The organism is Kribbella steppae, from assembly GCF_004342025.1.
GTDB lineage: Bacteria > Actinomycetota > Actinomycetes > Propionibacteriales > Kribbellaceae > Kribbella > Kribbella steppae.
This window is the reverse complement of the sequence record NZ_SLWN01000013.1, coordinates 70,655-89,998: the sequence shown is the minus strand read 5'-3', so window position 1 is coordinate 89,998 and position 19,344 is coordinate 70,655. Positions and strand designations below refer to the sequence as shown.

Annotated in this window: 18 protein-coding genes; 12 read left to right on the top strand and 6 right to left on the bottom strand. The window is 67.5% G+C overall.

The window, feature by feature from the left end; translation table 11 throughout:
- Nucleotides 1–263: 263 nt before the first annotated feature.
- The 7 genes from EV652_RS32735 to EV652_RS45890 all read left to right on the top strand — a co-directional run bounded on the left by EV652_RS32735 (nucleotide 264) and on the right by EV652_RS45890 (nucleotide 7,795).
- A complete protein-coding gene (locus EV652_RS32735) occupies nucleotides 264–1,235 on the top strand; it encodes a LysR family transcriptional regulator (protein WP_132213157.1) in 972 nt (323 codons plus the stop codon).
- A gap of 133 nt (nucleotides 1,236–1,368) precedes the next feature.
- Nucleotides 1,369–2,601, top strand: a complete 1,233-nt coding sequence (locus tag EV652_RS32730) for an MFS transporter (protein WP_199238522.1) — start codon at nucleotides 1,369–1,371, stop codon at nucleotides 2,599–2,601.
- A gap of 120 nt (nucleotides 2,602–2,721) precedes the next feature.
- Nucleotides 2,722–3,276: a TetR/AcrR family transcriptional regulator gene (locus EV652_RS32725; protein ID WP_199238521.1), complete on the top strand. Its 555-nt coding sequence runs from the start codon at nucleotides 2,722–2,724 to the stop codon at nucleotides 3,274–3,276.
- Nucleotides 3,277–3,642: 366 nt separating this feature from the next.
- A complete protein-coding gene (locus EV652_RS32720) occupies nucleotides 3,643–5,253 on the top strand; it encodes an FAD-dependent monooxygenase (RefSeq protein ID WP_132213155.1) in 1,611 nt (536 codons plus the stop codon).
- A 190-nt stretch (nucleotides 5,254–5,443) separates the two neighbouring features.
- Complete coding sequence (locus EV652_RS32715; RefSeq protein WP_132213154.1) at nucleotides 5,444–6,511, top strand: alpha/beta fold hydrolase; 1,068 nt, start codon at nucleotides 5,444–5,446, stop codon at nucleotides 6,509–6,511.
- Between the two features lie 273 nt (nucleotides 6,512–6,784).
- Nucleotides 6,785–7,516: a glycoside hydrolase family 3 protein gene (locus tag EV652_RS32710; protein WP_242002145.1), complete on the top strand. Its 732-nt coding sequence runs from the start codon at nucleotides 6,785–6,787 to the stop codon at nucleotides 7,514–7,516.
- A 144-nt stretch (nucleotides 7,517–7,660) separates the two neighbouring features.
- Complete coding sequence (locus tag EV652_RS45890; RefSeq protein ID WP_255512655.1) at nucleotides 7,661–7,795, top strand: hypothetical protein; 135 nt, start codon at nucleotides 7,661–7,663, stop codon at nucleotides 7,793–7,795.
- Nucleotides 7,796–8,079: 284 nt separating this feature from the next.
- On the opposite strand, the gene EV652_RS32705 is transcribed toward EV652_RS45890, so the two are convergent.
- Genes EV652_RS32705 through EV652_RS32695 form a run of 3 tightly spaced genes read right to left on the bottom strand, consistent with a single transcriptional unit; the run spans nucleotide 8,080 to nucleotide 12,016 of the window.
- Nucleotides 8,080–10,818, bottom strand: coding sequence for a helix-turn-helix transcriptional regulator (locus EV652_RS32705; RefSeq protein WP_132213153.1), 2,739 nt, complete (start codon nucleotides 10,816–10,818; stop codon nucleotides 8,080–8,082).
- Nucleotides 10,819–10,877: 59 nt separating this feature from the next.
- Complete coding sequence (locus tag EV652_RS32700; protein ID WP_199238520.1) at nucleotides 10,878–11,582, bottom strand: alpha/beta fold hydrolase; 705 nt, start codon at nucleotides 11,580–11,582, stop codon at nucleotides 10,878–10,880.
- A gap of 5 nt (nucleotides 11,583–11,587) precedes the next feature.
- On the bottom strand, nucleotides 11,588–12,016 hold the full coding sequence (locus tag EV652_RS32695; protein WP_132213151.1) for a tautomerase family protein: 429 nt from the start codon (nucleotides 12,014–12,016) through the stop codon (nucleotides 11,588–11,590).
- 114 nt (nucleotides 12,017–12,130) lie between these two features.
- Between EV652_RS32695 and EV652_RS32690 the strand changes: the two genes are divergently transcribed.
- From EV652_RS32690 to EV652_RS32675, 4 genes are all read left to right on the top strand, one after another.
- A complete protein-coding gene (locus tag EV652_RS32690) occupies nucleotides 12,131–13,402 on the top strand; it encodes an NAD(P)/FAD-dependent oxidoreductase (RefSeq protein WP_132213150.1) in 1,272 nt (423 codons plus the stop codon).
- Nucleotides 13,403–13,561: 159 nt separating this feature from the next.
- Nucleotides 13,562–14,485, top strand: a complete 924-nt coding sequence (locus EV652_RS32685; protein ID WP_132213149.1) for an alpha/beta fold hydrolase — start codon at nucleotides 13,562–13,564, stop codon at nucleotides 14,483–14,485.
- Nucleotides 14,486–14,569: 84 nt separating this feature from the next.
- Complete coding sequence (locus EV652_RS32680; RefSeq protein WP_132213148.1) at nucleotides 14,570–16,780, top strand: glycosyl hydrolase family 95 catalytic domain-containing protein; 2,211 nt, start codon at nucleotides 14,570–14,572, stop codon at nucleotides 16,778–16,780.
- Between the two features lie 44 nt (nucleotides 16,781–16,824).
- Complete coding sequence (locus EV652_RS32675) at nucleotides 16,825–17,172, top strand: alpha/beta hydrolase family protein (RefSeq protein WP_132213147.1); 348 nt, start codon at nucleotides 16,825–16,827, stop codon at nucleotides 17,170–17,172.
- A gap of 13 nt (nucleotides 17,173–17,185) precedes the next feature.
- Here the strand turns inward: EV652_RS32675 and EV652_RS32670 are convergent, their stop codons facing one another.
- From EV652_RS32670 to EV652_RS32660, 3 genes are read right to left on the bottom strand one after another with little or no spacing between them, the layout of a single operon-like run.
- Nucleotides 17,186–17,653 carry a nuclear transport factor 2 family protein gene (locus EV652_RS32670; protein ID WP_132213146.1) on the bottom strand — a complete coding sequence of 156 codons (468 nt, stop codon included), beginning with the start codon at nucleotides 17,651–17,653 and terminating at the stop codon, nucleotides 17,186–17,188.
- Nucleotides 17,650–18,072, bottom strand: coding sequence for a nitroreductase family deazaflavin-dependent oxidoreductase (locus EV652_RS32665; protein WP_132213145.1), 423 nt, complete (start codon nucleotides 18,070–18,072; stop codon nucleotides 17,650–17,652). Before EV652_RS32665 ends, EV652_RS32670 begins: the two co-directional genes overlap by 4 nt.
- Nucleotide 18,073: 1 nt before the next feature.
- Entirely contained in the window at nucleotides 18,074–19,003 is a 930-nt protein-coding gene (locus tag EV652_RS32660) for an alpha/beta hydrolase (protein ID WP_132213144.1), read from the bottom strand.
- Nucleotides 19,004–19,212: 209 nt separating this feature from the next.
- On the opposite strand from EV652_RS32660, the gene EV652_RS45885 reads away from it, so the two are divergent.
- Nucleotides 19,213–19,344, top strand: coding sequence for a hypothetical protein (locus EV652_RS45885; RefSeq protein WP_255512654.1), 132 nt, complete (start codon nucleotides 19,213–19,215; stop codon nucleotides 19,342–19,344).

Sequence of the window (19,344 nt, the reverse complement as noted above, 5' to 3'; positions counted from 1 at the left end):
CCAGCCCGGCCGGGACATCCTCCGGCCACTCAACCTTCCGGACGCGATCGGTCGAAATGTGCCACAGGTCGCCGCGCGGCTTGAGCGGCGCCCACCGGGGTACGGCGACAGCGGCCTCCGATGCCCGTGATCTGTGGGACAGATGACCGCAGCGCAAACCTGGCCGCTTCCGGGGCGCTGCGACGATCCAGAAGCTCCACGTTCCGACTTCTCGGCAGGAGGTGGAGATACCCTCGATCCGCTCAGCAGATGGAGGTTCGGGCATGGAGTTGCGCCAGCTACGCCATTTCATCGCACTTGCGGAGGAGCGCAGTGTGACCGCCGCGGCCCGTCGCGAGCTGATCGTGCAATCCGGACTGTCGAACTCCCTGCAGACCCTGGAACGCGAGCTCGGCACCGAGCTCTACCTCCGCGGCACCCGGCCGGTGCGGCTCACCGCCACCGGAGAGGCCCTGTTGGCGCCGGCGCGCGAGGCGTTGCGCGCCGCAGAAACCGCCCGTCGCGCGGTGCAGGAGACCCGGGAGGTGCTCGTGGGCCGGCTCCGCCTCGGCATCGCCCTCTCGGCGCAGTACCTCGTACCGTTCGCGGGCTACCTCGGCGCGTTCCTGCGCGACCATCCCGGCGTCGACGTCCGGATGCGCCCCGCCGCCGCGCTGGTCATGCTCGACATGGTGGAGAACGGCGAGCTCGACTGCGCCATCGGACCGGCTCTGGAGCAACGCGGCCGGTTGCGCCTTACTTCGCTGGCCAGCGAGCCGCTTGCGCTGACCTGTCGCAGCGATCACGAACTGGCCCGCCGTGACCATGTGACCGTCGCCGACCTCGCCGGCGAGCGCTTCGTCGACGTGCCCCCGGGCTGGACCGCGCGGCTGCTGTGCGATGCACTCTTCGCTGGGGCCGGAATTACCCGGCGGATCGTCGCGGAGGTCGGCGACTGGGAGGTCCTGCTGGAGATGATCGCCGCCGGTGCCGGCATCGGATTCACCCCGGTGGGACTCCAGTACAGGGTCTTGACCGGTCCCGACAGCCTGCTGCGTCACCTCCGAGTGGACGGTGCCCAGATGGATCGCCATCTCTACCTGATCCTGCCGTCGCGTGCCGAGACCAGTCCGGCGGCCGCCGCGTTCGCAGCCGGCATGTTGGCCCGGCACAGCAGTCCAACCGGGCCGGTCGGCAGCGACCGCGTAGACCGCGACGGCCGCACCGACGTACCCCCAGGCGGTGGCGCCGGCTGAGGAGCTCCAGCCTCGGGATCTCCAGGGGAGATGGAAGCCATCTCATCCGGGCCCACGAAGTCCGGTATCGGCCTTCGCGAGCAGGAGGTTCTCATCGGGTGGAAGCACCATTCGCTTGCGAGAGGTTTTGGAAATGAGTACTGCTACACGTTCGTCAGGTGTCGCGGTTGCCAGCGCTGGGCGACATCTGGCCGGTTTCTGGTTCGTGGCTGCCGCGTTCCTGACGTTGATGGCGTTCGGTACCGTCCCCACCCCGCTGTGGCCGATCTACCAGGTCCGGGATGGCTTCGGCGCGACGACGGTGACGGTCGCCTTTGCGGTGCTGGTCGTCGGCACCGGCGCCAGTTTCCGGCTGCTCGGCCACCTGTCCGATCGGCTGGGCCGCCGCCGGGTGATCGTCCCCGGACTACTGGTCGCGATTCTTGCCGATGCGGTGCTGGCCTTCTGGCCTGACCTGCCTGGCCTGATCGTCGGCCGGGTGCTGACTGGTGTGGCGATCGGTCTGATCGCGTCGACCGCGACTGCCTATCTCAGCGATCTTTACCACGAGGCGCGGCCCGAGCGAGACGGATCAGCCGCTCCCGCACTGGTCGCGACCGCTGTCAATCTCGGTGGTCTCGCACTCGGCCCGCTGGCAGCGGGAGTATTGGCCCAGTGGGCGCCTTCCCCGCTGCGTACGCCGTACATCATCTTCGGAGTGTTGATGGCGGGGCTTCTCGTGCTGGTTCTGGCCAGCCCCGAGACAATCGACACCGAGGCGGCGGATCAGGACCGGCCGGTGCGCTTTGCTCTGCGTCCAGGTCAGCGCGCAGCCTTCGGGGCAGCAGCAGCCGTCGGGTTCTTCGCGTTCGCGGTGATGGGATTGTTCGCCTCGCTCGGCGCCATCATCGTGCGCGGCGAGTTGGGCATCACGTCATACTTCGTCGCCGGCCTTGTGCCGTTCGCCGCCTTCGCCGCGTCAGCCGTCGCGCAGCTCGCGCTCGGTAGGCTCGCCGAGTCGACGGTGCTCTTGATCGGCGGGCTGCTGTTCCCCATCGGGCTGGCGCTGACCGCGGTGTCGCTCTACCAGCCGACGCTCTGGCTGGCGCTCACATCCGCGGCTCTTGCCGGCGGTGGCGCGGGGCTCCTCATCAAGAGCGGTGTGACTCAGGCCGCGATCGTCGCCGTACCGGCTTCGCGGGCCGGCGTGCTCGCCATGTTCTTCATCATCGCGTACGTCGGCATGGGGCTGCCGTCGATCGCATTCAGCCTGGTCATCCAGCATGTCGCGCTCCGGCCGTCGATGATCGGTTTCGCCAGTGTGCTGTCGGTGGGCGCATTCATCGCCATCGTCATCGCTCGACGATCGGCCGCCGTCACCCGATAGCCCTGGTCGGCGGCTGCCGAATCATTTCAAGCGAACGGAGTACGGAATGACGATTGTCAGCCGCCACCTCGAGGCCGCGCTGAAATGGCGAGCTGAATGCACGGCCCGAGTACTGCGAACGTGCGTGACCGGATCCTGGCCGCCGCGGATGAACTCTTCTACCGCGAGGGTGTGCAGACAGTCGGCGTCGACCGGATCAGCAAGCGCGCCGGCGCCTCGAAGAAGTCCCTTTACGCAGTCTTCGGCAGCAAGGAAGCGCTGGTCGTCGCCTACCTCGAGGCACGCCGGATCTCCATCGAAGAGGCGATCAAGGACGGGTTGGCCCGTTTCGACGCGTCCCGAGACCGACTGCTCGGGGTCTTCGAGGTCCAAGGAGACGTCTTCGCGTCACCGGACTTCAACGGCTGTCCCTTCCTTGCCGCCAGCGCGGAGGCGGCACCCGGAAGTCTGGTCGAGCGTGCCCACGCCGACTACCGCGCCTGGGTTCGCGCGCTGCTGACGGAACTGGCCGCCGAGGCGCACGTACCGAATCACGAGGCAGTCGGACGCGAGCTGCACCTGCTGTACGACGCCGCAAGCGTGGCAGCGAATGCGGACCGCGACCCCTCGGCGGCCGTCGCCCGACACGCCGCCGCCGCCATCTTGGAACTCGCAGGTACACCAAGGCGATGCTGAGTACGCCGGGCTGTGTGTGACCGTGGAGCGGTGGCTCGAGGAGGCAGGACGCCAATGGGCCCACGATCGCGGGCTGGACCCGGCCGACCCGACACTGCCCGATACCGAACTGGAGGCGCTGCGCACCCTTCGCGCGAGCGTGCAGGAGATGCTTGCGATTCCGCCCGACCAGCGCCCCGCCGACCCGGGCGGCGCATCCTCCACCATCACGCGCCGAGCCCAGGTTCACCTGGTCACCGACGAGCTGGAACGGGTGGTCTGGTCCCGGTCGGCTCAGGTCCCACCTGGCTCGCGTCAGCCATCTGGTCGGAGGTCCTGCTTGCGCAGTGCACCGGTACCTGGTCCGCCTGAAGCGAAGGGGCAGAGATGCGATACACCGACGAGCGCGAAGCCGGAGCGGGTCCGAACACGACCGGTTCCACGAAGATCCAGGTACTGGTAGTGGGAGCCGGGCCCGTGGGGCTGGTCGCCGCCTGTGATCTGGCGCGCAGGGGGATCGCGGTACGTGTCATCGACGCCGCCGACGGATCGCCTTCAGGTTCTCGCGCGAAAGGGCTGCAGCCCCGCAGCCTCGAAGTACTCGATGACCTCGGTGTGGTCGGACGGATCATGGCTTTTGGACGCTCCCGTACGCCGATACGCAAGTACGAGGCCACGACTGTCCTGGGAACGAGCGAGGTGAACCCCGATGCCCAGGAGCCGAGCAGCTCCACCCCCTACACCCGCACCATGCTGATCCCGCAGTGGCGCGTGGAGGAGGTGCTGCGCGAGCGGCTCGGGGAGCTGGGCGTGGCCGTGGAGTACGGGGCGCGGCTTGTGGGCCTGGGACAGGACGGCGAATTCGCCCATGTCACCATCCAGAACGCGGGCGGACGCGAGAACGTCTCCGTGCCTTTTGTGGTGGGCAGCGACGGGGCGTCGAGTGACGTGCGAAAGCTCATTGGCGTCGGCTTTCTGGGGCAGACGGACGAGACAGTCAGGATGCTTACCGGTGATGTCGAACTGAGCGGCTTGGATCGCGACTTCTGGCACTGGTGGCCCAGCCCCGACGGGAAGCTCCTGGCGCTGTGCCCGCTGGCGTCGACGGACACCTTCCAGATCCAGATCGGTGTGTCTGACGATGCCGCGGAGGAGTTTTCGCGGGAGGAGATTCAGAGCCTGATCGACCAGCGGAGCGGGCGAGACGATATCCGCGTCCGGCGCGTTGTGTCCCAGTCCATCTGGCGTTTCAACCTGCGGATGGTCGACCGGTACAGGGTCGGCCGGGTCTTCCTCGCCGGTGATTCGGCCCACGTCCACTCGCCGGCAGGAGGGCTGGGAATGAACACCGGTATCCAGGACGCGTACAACCTCGGCTGGAAGATCGCTCACGTGCTGGACGGGGCCCCGGAAGCACTCCTCGATACCTACGAGGAGGAACGGCTCCCCATCGCCGCCGACATCCTGAGTCTCTCCTCGAAGCTCATCTCCGAACGCCTCAAAGGGGGCGTGCCGAGTGAGGGGCGAAGCACGGACACCCTGCAACTGAATCTGAACTACCCCGCCAGCGCGCTCAACGACGGCCCCGCGCGATCAGATGCAATCGTGAACCCGGGGGACCGCGCACCGGACTCGCTGGGCCAGGCGGCTGACGGCAGCGCTGCCCGGTTCTTCGACCTCTTCCGCGGTCAGCACTTGACCGCGCTCGCGTTCGGGCCGCAGAGCCGCAAGACCGCCGAGGTTCTCGCCGATCGCTTTCCTCGGGTACTGCGGTCGTTCGCTGTCCTACCGGCCGATGCTCCCAACGCCGGCCTGGATGCGAGTTCGGTGATCGATCACGAGGGCCACGCCCACCGCGATTACGGCATTGACGGCGACACTCTCCTGATCGTGCGGCCTGACGGATATGTCGGCCTGCGCGTCACCGACCCGGACCAAGTCCGCGCCTTGGACTACCTCGGGCGAGTCCTCCCGCCAGGAAGACCAGTCGGCAGCTGAAACCATCCGGATTTGGTGCGATCTCCTTCATCGGGAAGGTGGACTCGAGCCAAACCGCCGGGCCGGCTGAGGTGGATCTCCAGGAGAGATGGAAGCCATCTCATCCCGGCCCACGAAGTCTGGTATCGGCCTTCGCGAGCAGGAGGTTCTCATCGAGTGAAAGCACCATCCGCTTGCGAGAGGTTTGGAAATGAGTACAGCTACACGGTCGTCTCGTCTCGCGCACCTGATAAGCGTGCGTGCACTCGCCATCGTCATCGCGGCCGTCGCCGCCATCGCCGGGCTGCTCATCGCGGCCGAACCAGGGGCGTCCGCCCAAACCGGATCCGCTCACGCTCGATCCGCCCCGGGCAGCCCTGCCCTCACGGCCCAACGCGCCTGCTCCCTCAACCCGTCACCCCCAGCCGGCTTCGTCGAGCGCAAAGTCAAAGTCAACGGCATCGGCATCAACTACGTGCGCGGCGGTCACGGGCCTACCCTGCTCCTGCTGCACGGCTACCCGCAGACCTGGTACACGTGGGACCACGTCCTGCCCGCGCTCGCCCAGCGCTACACGGTCGTCGCGCCCGACCTACCCGGCGCCGGGCTGAGCGATGCTCCCGCCTCCTCCGCCGCCTATACGAAGAAGGCCATGGCCGCCGACATCTACGCGCTCATGGTCAAACTCGGCCTCAGCCGCAACATCAGGATCGTCGGCCACGACATCGGCACCACAGTCGCCTATCCGTACGCCGCCGCCCATCGTGATGATGTCGTGAAACTCGTGCTCAGCGAGGCCCCGATCCCGGATCCGGTCATCTACACCTTCCCCTCGCTGACTCCGAACGGTCCCGGGCTGTGGTGGTTCGGCCTGTTCGCCGAGAAGAACGGCCTGGCCGAGGACTTGATGAGCGGCCGGGAGAGGCAGTGGGTGACCGACTTCATGCCGACAAGCGAGGTGGTCAAGGGCGCCGTCACTGCATGCGACATGGACATCTACGCCCACTTCCTCGCGCAACCCGGACATTTGCGGGCAAGCATCGAGTGGTTCGCCACCCTGCCGCAAGACGTCAAGGACAACGCCATCTACCAGAAGACCAAGCTCAGCATGCCGGTCCTTGCCATCGGTGCCTCGGGCAACCTGGGCACCCGTGAGGCCACCTGGGTCCGCGAGTACGCCGCCAACGTGACCGGGCTGGTCATCCCGAGCTCCGGGCACTGGCTCTACCAAGAACACCCCGCGGAACTCACCAGCGTTCTCCTGCAGTTCCTGCGATAACCGGCGCTCGGGCGGCTGCCGCTGCGACCAACGGCAGCCGCCCGTCGGGAACCTCGGCTGAAGTGCACGCCCTGTTAGAGGAAGGATCGACGAGTTCACCTCGTGGATGCCGGTACACACCGCCGACATGGACTTCAACCTGGTCGGACGGACTGCAGTGATCACCGGGGCCAGCGCATGCATCGGACTGGCCGTCGACGCGGTGTAGCGTATCGACGAGAGTAACGAGATCTCCCTGGGAAAGCTCTGGCCGAGTCCGCCGTAGTCCGTGAGTTGGCGCACTGTGAGTGGCAGCGTGGCGCACAGCCCACAGCGATCATCCGCCTTGGCCGGAAGCGAGCCAAACCCGGCGGCTACGAGCTTCTGGTCGAGACCGACCAGGACCTCGATTCCTGCACCCTCGAACTCGCCGAGAGCGCCGCCCTCACTGAGGCGACCGGACTCGCTGAGGCGATCTTCAATCACAACCAGCAGGGCGTTCTTCGCCGCGCGAAGGCCGGAACGACCGCCCGGGGTGCGCAGGTGACGTACAGCAAGGTCGGTTCGGCCCCGACCGCGGGCAGTGATGTGGCGGTCGTGGTCGTCGGCGAAACGCCTTATGCGGAGGGTTTCGGCGACGTCGGTGGTCCTGAGTGGGCGTTCGACCCGGAGGACGGTGGAGTACCGCGCGAAGCAAAGAGCCTCGACCTGCAAGCGGTGGACCAGGCTGTCATCGACAAGGTGTGTGGTGCGATCGCGAAGTGCGTGGTGCTGGTCGTGCCTGGCCGTCCGCAGGTGATCCCGCCGGCGCAGCTCAGCACGATCGATGCACTGGTGGCGTCCTGGCTTCCGGGTTCACAGGGAGAGGGCGTGGCCGACGTACTGTTCGGCCAGCGCCCATTCACCGGCAAGTTGTCCCACACCTGGCCGCGCAGCGCCGACCAGGAGCCGATCAACATCGGCGACCGCGGCTACGACCCCCTCTACCGCTTCGGCTGGGGTCTCCGAACCACCGTCAGCCGCTAGACCGACGCGCAGGATCGAGTCCTGCGAGAGCGATCCGGAGACGGCGACGGCCGCAATCAGTCGATCTGTACTCGGTCGTCGCCGACCCGCTCGCGACTTGAGCCTGCTCAGTGCGATCCGTCGCGACTTGCTACGTTTGCCGCCATGACCAGGTGGGCGGCCGGCCTCGACGACTCTGGCGAGCCAACGCCCGACACCGGCTCGGACCTGGAGTTCCTTCACGAGGACCTCTTGACCTCCGATCCGACTGGCGCGGAGGGGCAGGACCTCTTCACCTAGGGACCATCCGCCCGGATGCAGCCGCGATCCGCGCTTCCGCACTGGCGCAGATCACCTGACGGACGGGTGTCGCGCATCACCCGATGGAGGACACTCGAGAGCCGGAACGACGTCACCTCGACCGATCGTCGGGATCACCACGATCAGCCGATTCGGCACGAGGCCCATCGTCAACACCGCGCGAGCTGCTTCGAAGTCGCCCTGATGCGACGGTCGGGAACGACCGGTTGCTCACCGACCTCTCCACCAGTTTTCACGATCGTGCAGATCTCCTGACTGGTCTCTCAGCCGTTCGGCTCGCGACTCTCTCCGAGGTGGGCGTGGAGGGTGTTGGCGAGTTGGACGCGGGACTGGATGCCGAGTTTGGCGAAGACGGCGCGGAGGTGGGTGCCGACGGTGTTGATGGAGATGCCGAGGGTCGAGGCGGCCGACTTGTTGGTGTGGCCGACGGCGATGAGTTTCGCGACGCGTTGCTCGGCGTCGGTGAGGGCTTCCCAGCCGGTGGCCGGGCGTGCGGTCGCCTGGTCCCACTTGGTACGGCGGGCACCGGCGCGGCGCATCGTAGCCTCGACACCGTTGCGGCTGTCCAGCGAGCCCATCGCGTGGTAGATGTCCCAGGCTCGGTCCAGCTCGACCATCCCGGCGTCGCGATCGCCCGCGGCGAGCAGCGCCCGTCCGTAGCTTGCGGCGCCGACCGCCAGGAGCGCTGGTCGCGGGCTCGATGCGAGCACCTCGGCCGACCGGGCCACGAGGGCGAGGTCGTCCTCGGCGCGGCCGCGCAGGTTCAGAGCGAGTCCTTGGAAGCTGATGACCCCAGGGTTGCGCTCGGCGCCGAGCTCGGCGAGGTCGACCGCCTGCCGGGCGAACTTCGGCTCGCCGGCGGCGGTCCCGATCTCGTAGAACACCGCCGTCCAACCGGGCCACCACGGCCAGAACGTGCGTGATTCGGCCGCAGTGTCGAGCAGTGGGCGGAGGATCGCGGTCGCCCGATCCAGATCGCCTCGGGTCGCGGCCAGCCAGCCTCGCATCAGGGGTACGGCGGGCTCGCGGATGTTCTCGTCCGCGTCGGTGAGCCTCGCCGCCGCCTCGATCTGGCGGCCCGCGGCCTCGTAGTCGCCGCGGGCCAGCAGGACCGCGGCGTGGATCATCATCGCCTCGAGCGCGTGCACGCTGGTGCCGAGCTGCCGGCCCAGCTCGATCAGACCGAGTGCTCCCGCGTCGGCGTCGTCGAGCCGGCCCAGATTGAAGTCCTGCCACACCTGCGCGTAGGCCAGTGCGGGCAACGCGCCCTCGACGGCAGACTCGCTGTCGCGGCGGGACTGGTCCAGCAGGGTCTGCGCGTGCTCGTACCGGTCGAGGAGCTGCAGAGCGATGATCTCTTCGGCCAGGTACGACGTTCCGAGCAGCGGCCGCAGATCACGGAAGTGCCGCAGGCTCGCCTGATGCCGCCCTTCGTTCTTGGCCGCCTCACCGGATGCCTGCAGCGCCAGTGTGATGGCCTCCTGGTCGCCGACGGTACGAGCGGTTTCGAGCGCGACCCGGGCTCCTTCGGCGGCCGCCGTTCCGGGGACTAGCCGGGTCCGGGCGAGGGCGCGTGCCGCGGTGAGCCGGGCGGCGATCACCGGCGCCAGTCCGGGCAGGCGCAGTACTCGGTCGCAGCGTTCGGTGAGCTCGGCGACCCGGCCGCCCAGCCACAGGGCACGGGCCGTCACGGTCTCGATCTGCCCGATCACCTCGGCCTCGTCGGCGCGGGCGAGCAGCTGATCGGCCACCGTCAGTGTCTCCGTGACGTGCTGTGCGCGCGCCACCACCGCCAGGCAGCGCCTGCCGATCTCGAACCACCGGTCGTGACTGGGCCGCAGGGTCCCGAACGCGAGCATCGCGAGCTCGCTGGCATCGTCGGGGCTGATCGACGTCAACTGCTCCGCGGCGGAGGTGAGAATGAGGGCGCTTCCGAGATCGCCTGGGATCGTCGCGGCCTTGACGTGCGATGCCGCGAGCAGCTCTTGGCCGGCGACTCGCAGCAGATGATCTGCGATGCGGAGATGAAGTTCGCGGACGATGCGTCCGGCGATCGCGGCGTACACCGTCTCGCGAATCAGGTCGTGCCGGAACGACAGTGTTCCCGACGTCTCGGCGACCAGGCCGCTGACTATTGCGTCGCCGACGAGCTCCGGTGTGAGCTCGGGCTGGAGTAGGACGAGGTCGTCGATCGGCAGTGGTCGCCCGGCGACTGCGAGCAGTTCGACGGCCCGCCGTACCGTCGGATCGAGCTCGGACAGGCGGCGATGGATCGCGGCGGTGAACTCGGCTGGAACCGCGTCCTCTCGGCCCGCCGTCCGCGCGATCCCGTCGATGATCTGCACCGCGAGGAACGGGTTGCCGTCGGATGGCGCCAGGAGTTGCTGGGTGTGCCGGCTCGGTACGCCACCCAAGCGGTCGTGCGCCATCGCGGCGAGGTCCGGAGCGGTCAGCGGCGTGAGCAGCAGGTGGTGGAACCGGACGTGATCCACGCTCTCCAGCTCGGACTTGAGCCGCCGGTCACGGCTGGTGAGCACCCACAGGACCGGCAGGCCGATCAGCCGCGGGATGAGCGAGCGCAGCAGGAACAGGCTGACCCGGTCGGCCCAGTGCAGGTCGTCGATCGCGATCACCAGCGGCCCGCCCGCGGCCGCCTTCTCCAGGTACGTCGCGATCCGGTCGGCCAGGACCAGCGGCTCGATCTGCCCCAGGTGCTCGTAGTCGTCGGCCGAGATCAGGGGATCCCGGCCCGAGCGCAGTACGGCGATCACCGGCGCGCCGGGCGAGACCTGTTCGATCTCGTCGCACTTGGTCCGGGCGACGCGGAAGCGCTGGACCGCAGCCTGGCGGCAGATCTCGGTGAGCACCGCCGTCTTGCCGATCCCGGGCGCGCCGGTGACGAGTACGACGCCGGACGCGCCGACCGCACGGACCCGGCGTACCGCACTGAGCGCCAGGCCCAGCTGCTCACTGCGTCCGCGCAGCGGCCGGCTCTCGACCATCGTCGTCTCCGCTCATCTCCAGCCCCATCGAAGCAGACCGGACGAGCGCAGGACAGCAGTCATCCCGCCAGCGCACGCCGGATGAACCCGGCGACCGCGACGGGCCGGGCGATGAACACGGTGTGCGAACCGGCGATCGTCGCGGTCGTGGCCCGCATCCGCTCGGCCATGAACCGTTGGGCGGCCGGCGCGATCGCGTTGTCGTGGTCGGGGATCAGGGACCAGGACGGTGTGGTGTTCCAGCCGGCCGCGGTCGCGCTCTCGGTGAGGGCCGCCAGGGTCAGCGGTCGCTGGGTGGCGAACATCGCCGCCGCGACGTCGACTGGGGCGTCGGCGCAGAACGTCTCTCGGAACTCCGGCTCGGTGATGTACAGATCCGGACCGCCCGGGCCGCCCGGAGCGTCATACGGCGTCGGGGCGGACGTCTTGGCCAGCAGGGTCGGTGGGAACGCCTCGTGGACACTCGCGCAGCTTTCGCCCACGTCGATCCCGAATCCGGCGAGGTAGACCAGGCCGACCAGGTTGTCGAGCTCGGCCGAGGCCTGCGTGATCACTGCGCCGCCGTACGAATGGCCGGCGAGCAGGACCGGGCCGTCGATCGCCTCGATCATCGTGGCGAGGCCGGCGGCGTCGGATGCGAGACTGCGGAGCGGGTTGGGTGGGGCGATCACGGTGATTCCCGCGGTCTGGAGTTCGCGGATCACGCCGGCGAAGCCGGACGCGTCCGCGAACGCGCCGTGCACGAGAACGACCGTGGGTGCCACGTCTGTCAGCGTCCGATCTCGGCGATCTGGGCTCTGGCCGCGGCGACCAACTCTTCGTTGGTGTTGGCATGGCCCGCGAGGCCCCAGCCGCCGTCCGGTGCCTCGGTGAGCAAGACCCAGGTGCGGTCGGCCAGGGTCGGATCGCCGACCGCCTCGGCCACGATGCTGGTGAGCTCGGCGACGACCGCGAGCTGTTTCTGGCGGTCGAGCGCTCCATGGTTCGTGAGCACCTGGACGCGGACGTAGGTGTTCTCACCGTCGACGTTGGCGAGGCCGGCTGTGTCGAGTTCATGGACGAAGGCCGCGGTGTTCTGCCGGAACATCGGGATGTCCGGCACCTCCTCGATCTTCATCAGCGTCGTCGCGAGGTCGACCGCGAGCTGATGCTTGTCGCCGAACGTGCCGGCTACCGCATAGACGTCGATCATCGGCATGGCAGTGCTCCTTCAGGTCGCTGACGTGTCAGAGCCAACCACCTAACGGCCGGGACGCTCCATCACCTGAACAGGTGATTGGAATCGGCCGTTGCGCACCATCTACTGATCGCGATGAGTACCGTGACTTCGGGGCCGGCGTCGTTGGTGCGCGTCTTCGGCCGACCGATGGACCCTGCGTCCTATGTACTGCGTGACTTCTTGAGCCGCAGCGTCGCGCAGTACACGTGGACCGAACTGGCCACCGACCACGACTGTCTCCGAGCGCTGGGCGTTCCACTCGACGGAGTCGAGTTGCCGGTTGTCCAACTGCCCGGCGGGGAACGGCTGGAGGCGCCGGATCCGGAGACACTTGCCAAGCATCTCGGCTGGGTCGTTCGGCCTTCGACCGACGTGTACGACCTGTCGATCTACGGTGCTGGTCCCGCTGGGCTTTCCGCTGCCGTCTATGCCGCGTCGGAGGGGCTTCGCGTGGCGGTGATCGAAAGGAACGCCGTCGGCGGGCAGGCGGGCTCGAGCAGCCTCATCGAGAATTACCTCGGGTTCCCGACCGGAATCTCGGGTGCCGAGTTGGCCGAGCGAGCCCGGCAGCAGGCGGTACGGTTCGGCGCCGAACTGCTCCAGATGCGCGCCGGACTCGAGGGAGCCTTCACTGACGGACTCCTTCGGGTGAACCTGTCCGACGGCTCGGTCATGGCGTCGCGGTCCAACATCTGCGCGACGGGTGTGCGTTGGCGTCGGCTCGGCCTGGATGACGAAGAGAAGTTCTTCGGCGCGGGGCTGTACTACGGCTCGGGGATCGGCGAGGCGCCGCAGTGCGCAGGCCAGCAAGTCGTGGTCGTCGGTGGAGCGAACTCCGCGGGCCAGACCACCATGAATCTGTCGCAGTACGCCGAGAAGGTGACGCTGCTCGTGCGGGGCCCGGAGCTTTCCAGGACCATGTCGGCGTACCTGGTCGATCGAATCGCGGCCCAGCCCAACGTGGAGGTCTGGACCGGAACCACGATCAGGCGTCTGGTGGGCGACCGGGAGATCATGGCGATCGACCTACAGATAGGGGACAGGGCCACGGTCGAAGTCCCGGCCACGAGGGTCTTCGTGTGCATCGGCGGCGAGGCCAACACCGAATGGGCGGAGAACTCCGATCTGATTCTCGACGAGCACGGTCTGTTCCTGACCGGAAACGATCTCTCGCCCGCGATGCTCGAGGGCACCTGGTGGTTGGATCGGCGGCCGTTCGACCTCGAGACGAACGTGCCCGGCTTCTTCGCCATCGGCGACGTCCGCAAGGGCTCCATCAAGCGCGTCGCATCCGCGGTGGGCGAAGGTGCGCTGGCGGTCAGCTACGTCCACCGCTTTCTTGCCGAGACCAACTCATCGACCTGACAGCTCAGTCGTCAGCTCTGGCCGCAGGATGACGGCCCGTGCCAAAGCGGAGCGGAGATCTTGCGTGCCTGCTCCACCGCCATCACCGATTCGTCGCTCTTGGTCCTAGCAGCTGAGCCTGCCCTAGCCGCCGCTGAAGGAGCATCACACGTTCACGTGATGTCGCCGCATCGCCGGACGCGGGAAAGTCGCGCTGTACAAGGCGTGGTGATTTTGAGGAAGGGCAAGCAGATGAGTGTTCCAGAAGCCGTATCGATCCCGACCTACTTTCGGGTCTGCGACGGAGTACGCGTGCGCTACGCGGATACCAGGGCAGAGTCCGGCACAACCGTGCTGATGCTCGCGCCGTGGCCGGAAAGTCTCTTGGCCTTTCGCCGGATCTGGGGCAAGGTAACCGCGCTGGGAAGGGTTGTCGCCATCGACATGCCGGGCTTCGGTCATTCCGACCAGCACCGCCCGGAGCTCATCGCTCCCGACGCCATGGGAGGGTTTCTGGCGCGGTTGATCGACGAGTGGGGACTCGGCGCACCCCACGTTGTCGGCCCCGACGTCGGGGCCGCGGCAGCGCTCTTCCTCGCGGCCACAGCCCCGGACCGTGTCACGAGCCTTACCGTCGGCGGCGGAGCCGTCCGGTACCCGATCGATGCCGGCGGGGCCCTGAAGGACGTCATCGAGGCGCCTGACCTGGACGTCGTACGCGCGTTGGACGCAAGGACCAACATCGGCTACGCGGTCCAGGCAGGTGCAGGTTCCGAAAGCGAGCCGGAGGTCCACGAGGACTACGTCAGCGCCTACGACCTCGGGCGGTTCGCCGAGTCGGCCCGGTTCGTGCGGCACTACCCCGAGCAGAACCCGGTACTGCGTGATCTTCTGCCAACCATCACCACGCCGGTTCAGATCCTCGCCGGAAAGGGCGACGACCTCGTGCCCTGGTCGAACAACCAGTTCCTGGCCGACAACCTGCCGCACAACGAGGCCCATCCTCTCGAGGCCGGCCACTTCGCCTGGGAAGAAGCGTCCGACGAGTACGCACGGCTGCTCGTGAACTGGATCAGCGGCGGCTACCAGCGCGTTGGAGCCTAGGACCCGCATACTTAATGCAGTAAAGTATCTTCGCCGTGCCTGACGGGCATGGAAGCGTCATGCGGTGGTCATTGGAGGTTTCAGGTGCGCTGGGATCGGCTGCGGTCGAAGCTCGAGGCGATGGCGGCGCAATGGGACGATCAGGCCTATCGTGGAGCGGTTTCGCGAACGATGCCGGATACGGGTCTGCTCGGCAATGGTGATGTCGGTGTGACCTCTGGTGGCCGGGTAGGGGCCGAGACGTTCTATCTGTCGAAGGGTGATTTCTGGAACGCGCATCCTGAGCCGATGCCGGCCGCACTCGGCGGGGTGACCATCGAACCGGTCAGGCAGGCCGCTGATGCCGCGCCGGATGAGGTGTTTCGCGAGCGGTTGCACATTCTCGGCCCTGCGATCAGGACAGAGATGGCCATGGACGGTGTCCGGCTGGCGCTGACGACCTGGTTGGCGGCCGACCGGAATGTGCTGGTCACTGAGGTGACGTCGCATGAGGGGCCGTCGGTCGAGTTGATGGTGTCCGCGTTCAGCGGCGCCGAGCTTGCCCAGTCCGCCTACACGAACTCGGCCGGAGTGGAAGGCGGGACGCTGTGGGCGGCGCGCGCGACGACGCCCGGCGGGGCCTGGGTATCACGGGCTGCGCTGGCGACGCGGGTTTTCGGGGCCGAGCCTACCGGTGAGCCGATGTCAGCTGACCACGCGGCGCGACAGGCGTTCGTTCTCGCGCCGGGCGCCACGTTGCGCGTCGTCACCGCGGTGGCTGGAGGTGGGCGCGACTGCGTGCACCCCGAACGACAGGCCGTCGCCGACGCCAACTCCCTGGACAATGGCGGGTTGCGGCACTTACGGCGGCGTACGACGGAATGGTGGGCTGAGTACTGGTCGAAGTCGTGGGTGGACCTGGGAGATGAGGTTCTCGAGCGGTACTACTATCCGGCGCAGTACTTCCTCGGTTCGTCGAGCCGGCCGGGCAAGCTCGGTCCGGGACTTCACGGGATCTGGACGACGACCGACTTCCCGCTGTTCCACGGCGATTATCACCTCAACTACAACGCGCAGGCGCCGTACCACGGGGTCTACTCGAGCAACCGGCCTGACCTGGCGTTGCCGTTCTTCGCGGTGATCGCGGACTATCTGCCCGAGGCGAGGCAGCGAGCCAGGCACGACCTCGCACGGGTGAATCCGCGCTACGTCGCGGCGCGCTTCCCGACCGGCGGTCTGCCGGGTGGCGCACTGTTCCCGGTGGGCATCGGACCGTACGGATCGACGACCGACGACGTCTACTTGAATCAGGTGTCGAACATCTTGTTCACGGCGTCGCAGTACGTCGAGTACTACGACTACACCAGAGACGAGCGTTTCCTCCGCGACGAGGCATATCCGGTACTGCGTGACGCTGCTGAGTTCTTCATCCACTATCTGGAGTGGGATGCCGACGCCGGGCAGTACGCGTTGTGGAGTGGGCCGCACGAGGGCTCGTGGGGGCGGAACTCCGGGCCGGATATCGCGCTACTGTGCCAACTGCTGCGACTCTTGGTGGAACGGGAGCACGGCCTGCCGTCATCGGATCCGCGCTGGCGGCACCTGCTGGAGCATCTGCCTGCGGTCCCCACGACCTGCGAGGCTGGACAGACCGTGTTCGCATTGGTTGATCCGGGCACGATGCGGGGAGAGGATGCGCGCGAAATCCGGCCAGGTGACAACACGGTGAACCTCGAATTCGTCCATCCCGCCGGCCGGTTGGGTGTCGAGAGCCCCGTTGAGCAGCGCCGCATCGCCATCGACACCGTCGAGGTGATGAATTCGTGGGAGCAGGACAACAGCTTCCCCAAGGTGTTCACCCAGGCAGCCCGGATGGGCTACCCACCCGAGCGGCTGATCAGCCGGTTCAGGGCGGTGATCGAGCGGCGCCAGGGACCGAACCTGCGGATCACCGATGCCTGGCATGGGATCGAGAAGTCTGGGGCCGTCGAGGCGATCAACAGCATGCTGGTGCAGAGCGACAGCGGCGTGATCAGAGTGTTCCCGGTGTGGCCGGCAGATCGGGACGCCTCGTTTCACCAGTTGCGCCAGCGGGGTGGCTTCCTGGTTTCGGCGGCACAGGTCGACGGAGTCGTGAAGACGGTTGAGATCACGTCGACGGTCGGCGGGCTCCTGCGGCTACGCAATCCATGGCCCGGCTGTCCGATCCAACAGGTCGTCAACCGATCCACGACTGACGAGGTGATGAGCGGCAATGTAGTTGCCTTCGAGACTGTGGCCGGTGACCAGCTGCTACTCACGCCCGGCATCACGTGAACGTGTGATGCCGAGCCTCGCCGGCCATGAGTGATCGTTCAGGAATGCTTAGCCTGCTTGACGAAGTACTGCGGACCTATCACCTGTCCGTGGACATCTTGCTGGATGACAACCCGCCGGACGATCTGCGGAAGGGTACGTCGCTAGATTCGTTGGTGACTGCGTCCGCGCCGCCGTTCTTCCTCTGGCACACGGCCGAGGACGTCTGGGTGCCACCGGGTCATGCCTACCGAATGGCGACGGCGCTGGCGGATTACGGCGTACCGCACGCTGTGCATGTTCTCGCGCATGGTCCGCACAGCCTCGGCCTGGCCCTGGACACCGGTGACACCTCGAGGTGGATCGAGCTGGCGGCGATGTGGATCTCTGAGCAGGTCAACGCTGATCGGTGAGGAAGGCGTTGGCTCAGGACTGTAGCGGGCGGGTTTCCGTCCAGTCGACGAGGAGGTTGCGTTCGGCGAAGTACCAAGTGCCGTCCAGTTTGACGAACTGGTCGAGGTAGCGGATGGACGCGACCATCAGGGTACGTCGACCGTCGTCGTCGACCGTCACGTGATGCGCGAGGGTGTAGCTCTCGCCGCTCGCTCGGTTGCCGTCGACAACGACTGTGCTCTGCCCGTTGAAGTGGGTGGTCGCGGCGTACTGGTTGAGATTCTCGAAGACCGGGGCGAGCGAATCGCGGCCGTGCAGTTCCTGTGTCGGCTCGTCCGCCGTGGCATCCATGTAGACCACGAAATGGGCGTCTTCGGTGAACAGGGCCATCTGCCGCTGCGCGTCCCGGCGGTCCGCGCAGTGGGCGTAGGCGTCGAAGAGTTCGCGAATCGCCAGGCGGTCGGCGGCTTCCTCCGGCGACAGACTGGCGTGTCGGCTCATGACGACCGCTTCAACTCGAGGACCGGGATAGTGCGGATGCCGGCGGTTTGGCGTTCGTACTCGGCGAAACCGGGGTAGCGGCCGGCGTGGATGGCATAGATGCGGTCGCGCTCGGGACCAGTGACGTCGTGGACGGTCACCGCATAGGTCTCGGTGTCGCGTTCGATCGTGGTTTTGCCGGCCGCGATGAGGTTCCGGTACCAGGCCGGGTTGGCCGCCGCGCCGCCGTTGGACGCGAAGACGTAGATGACATCCGGGCCGGTGTCGTCCGCGAGGTACATCGTCGGGGCGACATACTCCCGTCCGCTGTTCCGGCCGCGATGGTGCAGCAGGACCATCGGCGCGCCTTCGAACGGGCCGCCGACCTTACCTTCGTTGGCCCGGAACTCTTTGATGGTCTGGGTATTCCAGTCGCTCATTTCATGCTCCAATCGTTCGCTCGACCCCAACGCGCGCTGCCTCGGACATATGCCCGGCCAGCAGCCGACCCGCTCGGTCCAGTGCCTCTGTGCCCTCGTCGAGGATCGCGTGGTAGGCCTGGAACACGTGCGGCACTCCAGGGGTGATGGCGAGAGTGACTTCGACGTCGGCGGCTGCGGCTTCGCGCGCCAGGCGGGTGGCGTCGTCGAGTAGGACCTCGTGCGATCCGGCCTGGATGATCAGCGGCGGCAGACCGGACAGATCTGCGAAGATCGGGCTGATGAGGCCGAGCGCGGCAGCCTGTCCGGCGGTGTAGTCGGGGATCCGGGCGAGGAGCGCGTCCGGGTTCATCAGCGGGTCGGCCTCGCGCTTGGTCCGCATGCTTTCTCCGCTGAGCGTGAGATCGGCGTACGGCGACATCAGGTACGCCGCGGCGGGCAACGGGAGGCCGTGGTCGCGGGCTCTGATCAGCAGGGCGACAGCGAGTCCACCGCCGGCGGACTCGCCCGCGAGGACAATGTCCGCGGGGGAGGTGCCATTCTGCAGCAGACCTTGGTACGCCGCCAGCGCGTCGTCGACTGCTGCGGGATAGGGGTGCTCGGGGCCGAGGCGGTACTCGACCGAGATGGCCTTGGCCTCGATCCGCCGGCCGATCTGCGATGCCAGGTCTGCTGAGAGTGCGGCCTCGCCCAGCACGTATACGCCGCCGTGGAAGTACAGCATGGCGTGGCGTGGCTCGACGCCTTCGACGGTGACCTCGGCTGTCGGCACACCGCCGAGCTCGCCAGCGATCACGGTCAGGTCAGCAGGCAGAGGCTGCGCCGACAAGAGCGCTCGGAGCTGTTCCCGCAGCTCGTCGACGCCGAGATCGGCAGGGAACGGCGCCTGCCGCAGGATCGCATCGAGTGTTGCGCGCTGCTCCGTACTCACCCAGGATCTCCCTTCGCGAACCGATCACTGCGAGTCTTGTCGCCAGGCCCCTCGTCGGGCATCACCGGATTCCGGTGATTCACCGGACCGTCAGCGGCGTCTCGTCCACGAACACCAGATCCGTCACGTCGTCGCCGTACCGGACGCGGTCATCACCTTCGGGTTCTCCGCGCCGCCGGGATCGTCCACGGCCGTCACGAAGGCACGCGGTGCTTCGTCAAGCTGCGCGGCGGCGACCTTGCGGCACGCTTTCCGGGCTGCTCGATGCCGTGCTCTCCGCCGCTGACCGCGACGGCGTCGGCGCCGAGGTGGGGCTGGCCGACGAGATGCCCAAGGTCTGA

What these genes read in the sequence shown, in the direction of transcription:
- EV652_RS32720 (WP_132213155.1), top strand. Translation starts at nt 3,643, where the DNA reads ATGCGATACACCGACGAGCGCGAAGCCGGAGCGGGTCCGAACACGACC.
- EV652_RS32695 (WP_132213151.1), bottom strand. Translation starts at nt 12,016, where the DNA reads ATGCCGATGATCGACGTCTATGCGGTAGCCGGCACGTTCGGCGACAAG.
- EV652_RS32670 (WP_132213146.1), bottom strand. Translation starts at nt 17,653, where the DNA reads ATGAGCCGACACGCCAGTCTGTCGCCGGAGGAAGCCGCCGACCGCCTG.
- EV652_RS32735 (WP_132213157.1), top strand. Translation starts at nt 264, where the DNA reads ATGGAGTTGCGCCAGCTACGCCATTTCATCGCACTTGCGGAGGAGCGC.
- EV652_RS45890 (WP_255512655.1), top strand. Translation starts at nt 7,661, where the DNA reads ATGACCAGGTGGGCGGCCGGCCTCGACGACTCTGGCGAGCCAACGCCC.
- EV652_RS32690 (WP_132213150.1), top strand. Translation starts at nt 12,131, where the DNA reads ATGAGTACCGTGACTTCGGGGCCGGCGTCGTTGGTGCGCGTCTTCGGC.
- EV652_RS32685 (WP_132213149.1), top strand. Translation starts at nt 13,562, where the DNA reads ATGTCGCCGCATCGCCGGACGCGGGAAAGTCGCGCTGTACAAGGCGTG.
- EV652_RS32675 (WP_132213147.1), top strand. Translation starts at nt 16,825, where the DNA reads ATGCTTAGCCTGCTTGACGAAGTACTGCGGACCTATCACCTGTCCGTG.
- EV652_RS32705 (WP_132213153.1), bottom strand. Translation starts at nt 10,818, where the DNA reads ATGGTCGAGAGCCGGCCGCTGCGCGGACGCAGTGAGCAGCTGGGCCTG.
- EV652_RS32715 (WP_132213154.1), top strand. Translation starts at nt 5,444, where the DNA reads ATGAGTACAGCTACACGGTCGTCTCGTCTCGCGCACCTGATAAGCGTG.
- EV652_RS32730 (WP_199238522.1), top strand. Translation starts at nt 1,369, where the DNA reads ATGAGTACTGCTACACGTTCGTCAGGTGTCGCGGTTGCCAGCGCTGGG.
- EV652_RS32665 (WP_132213145.1), bottom strand. Translation starts at nt 18,072, where the DNA reads ATGAGCGACTGGAATACCCAGACCATCAAAGAGTTCCGGGCCAACGAA.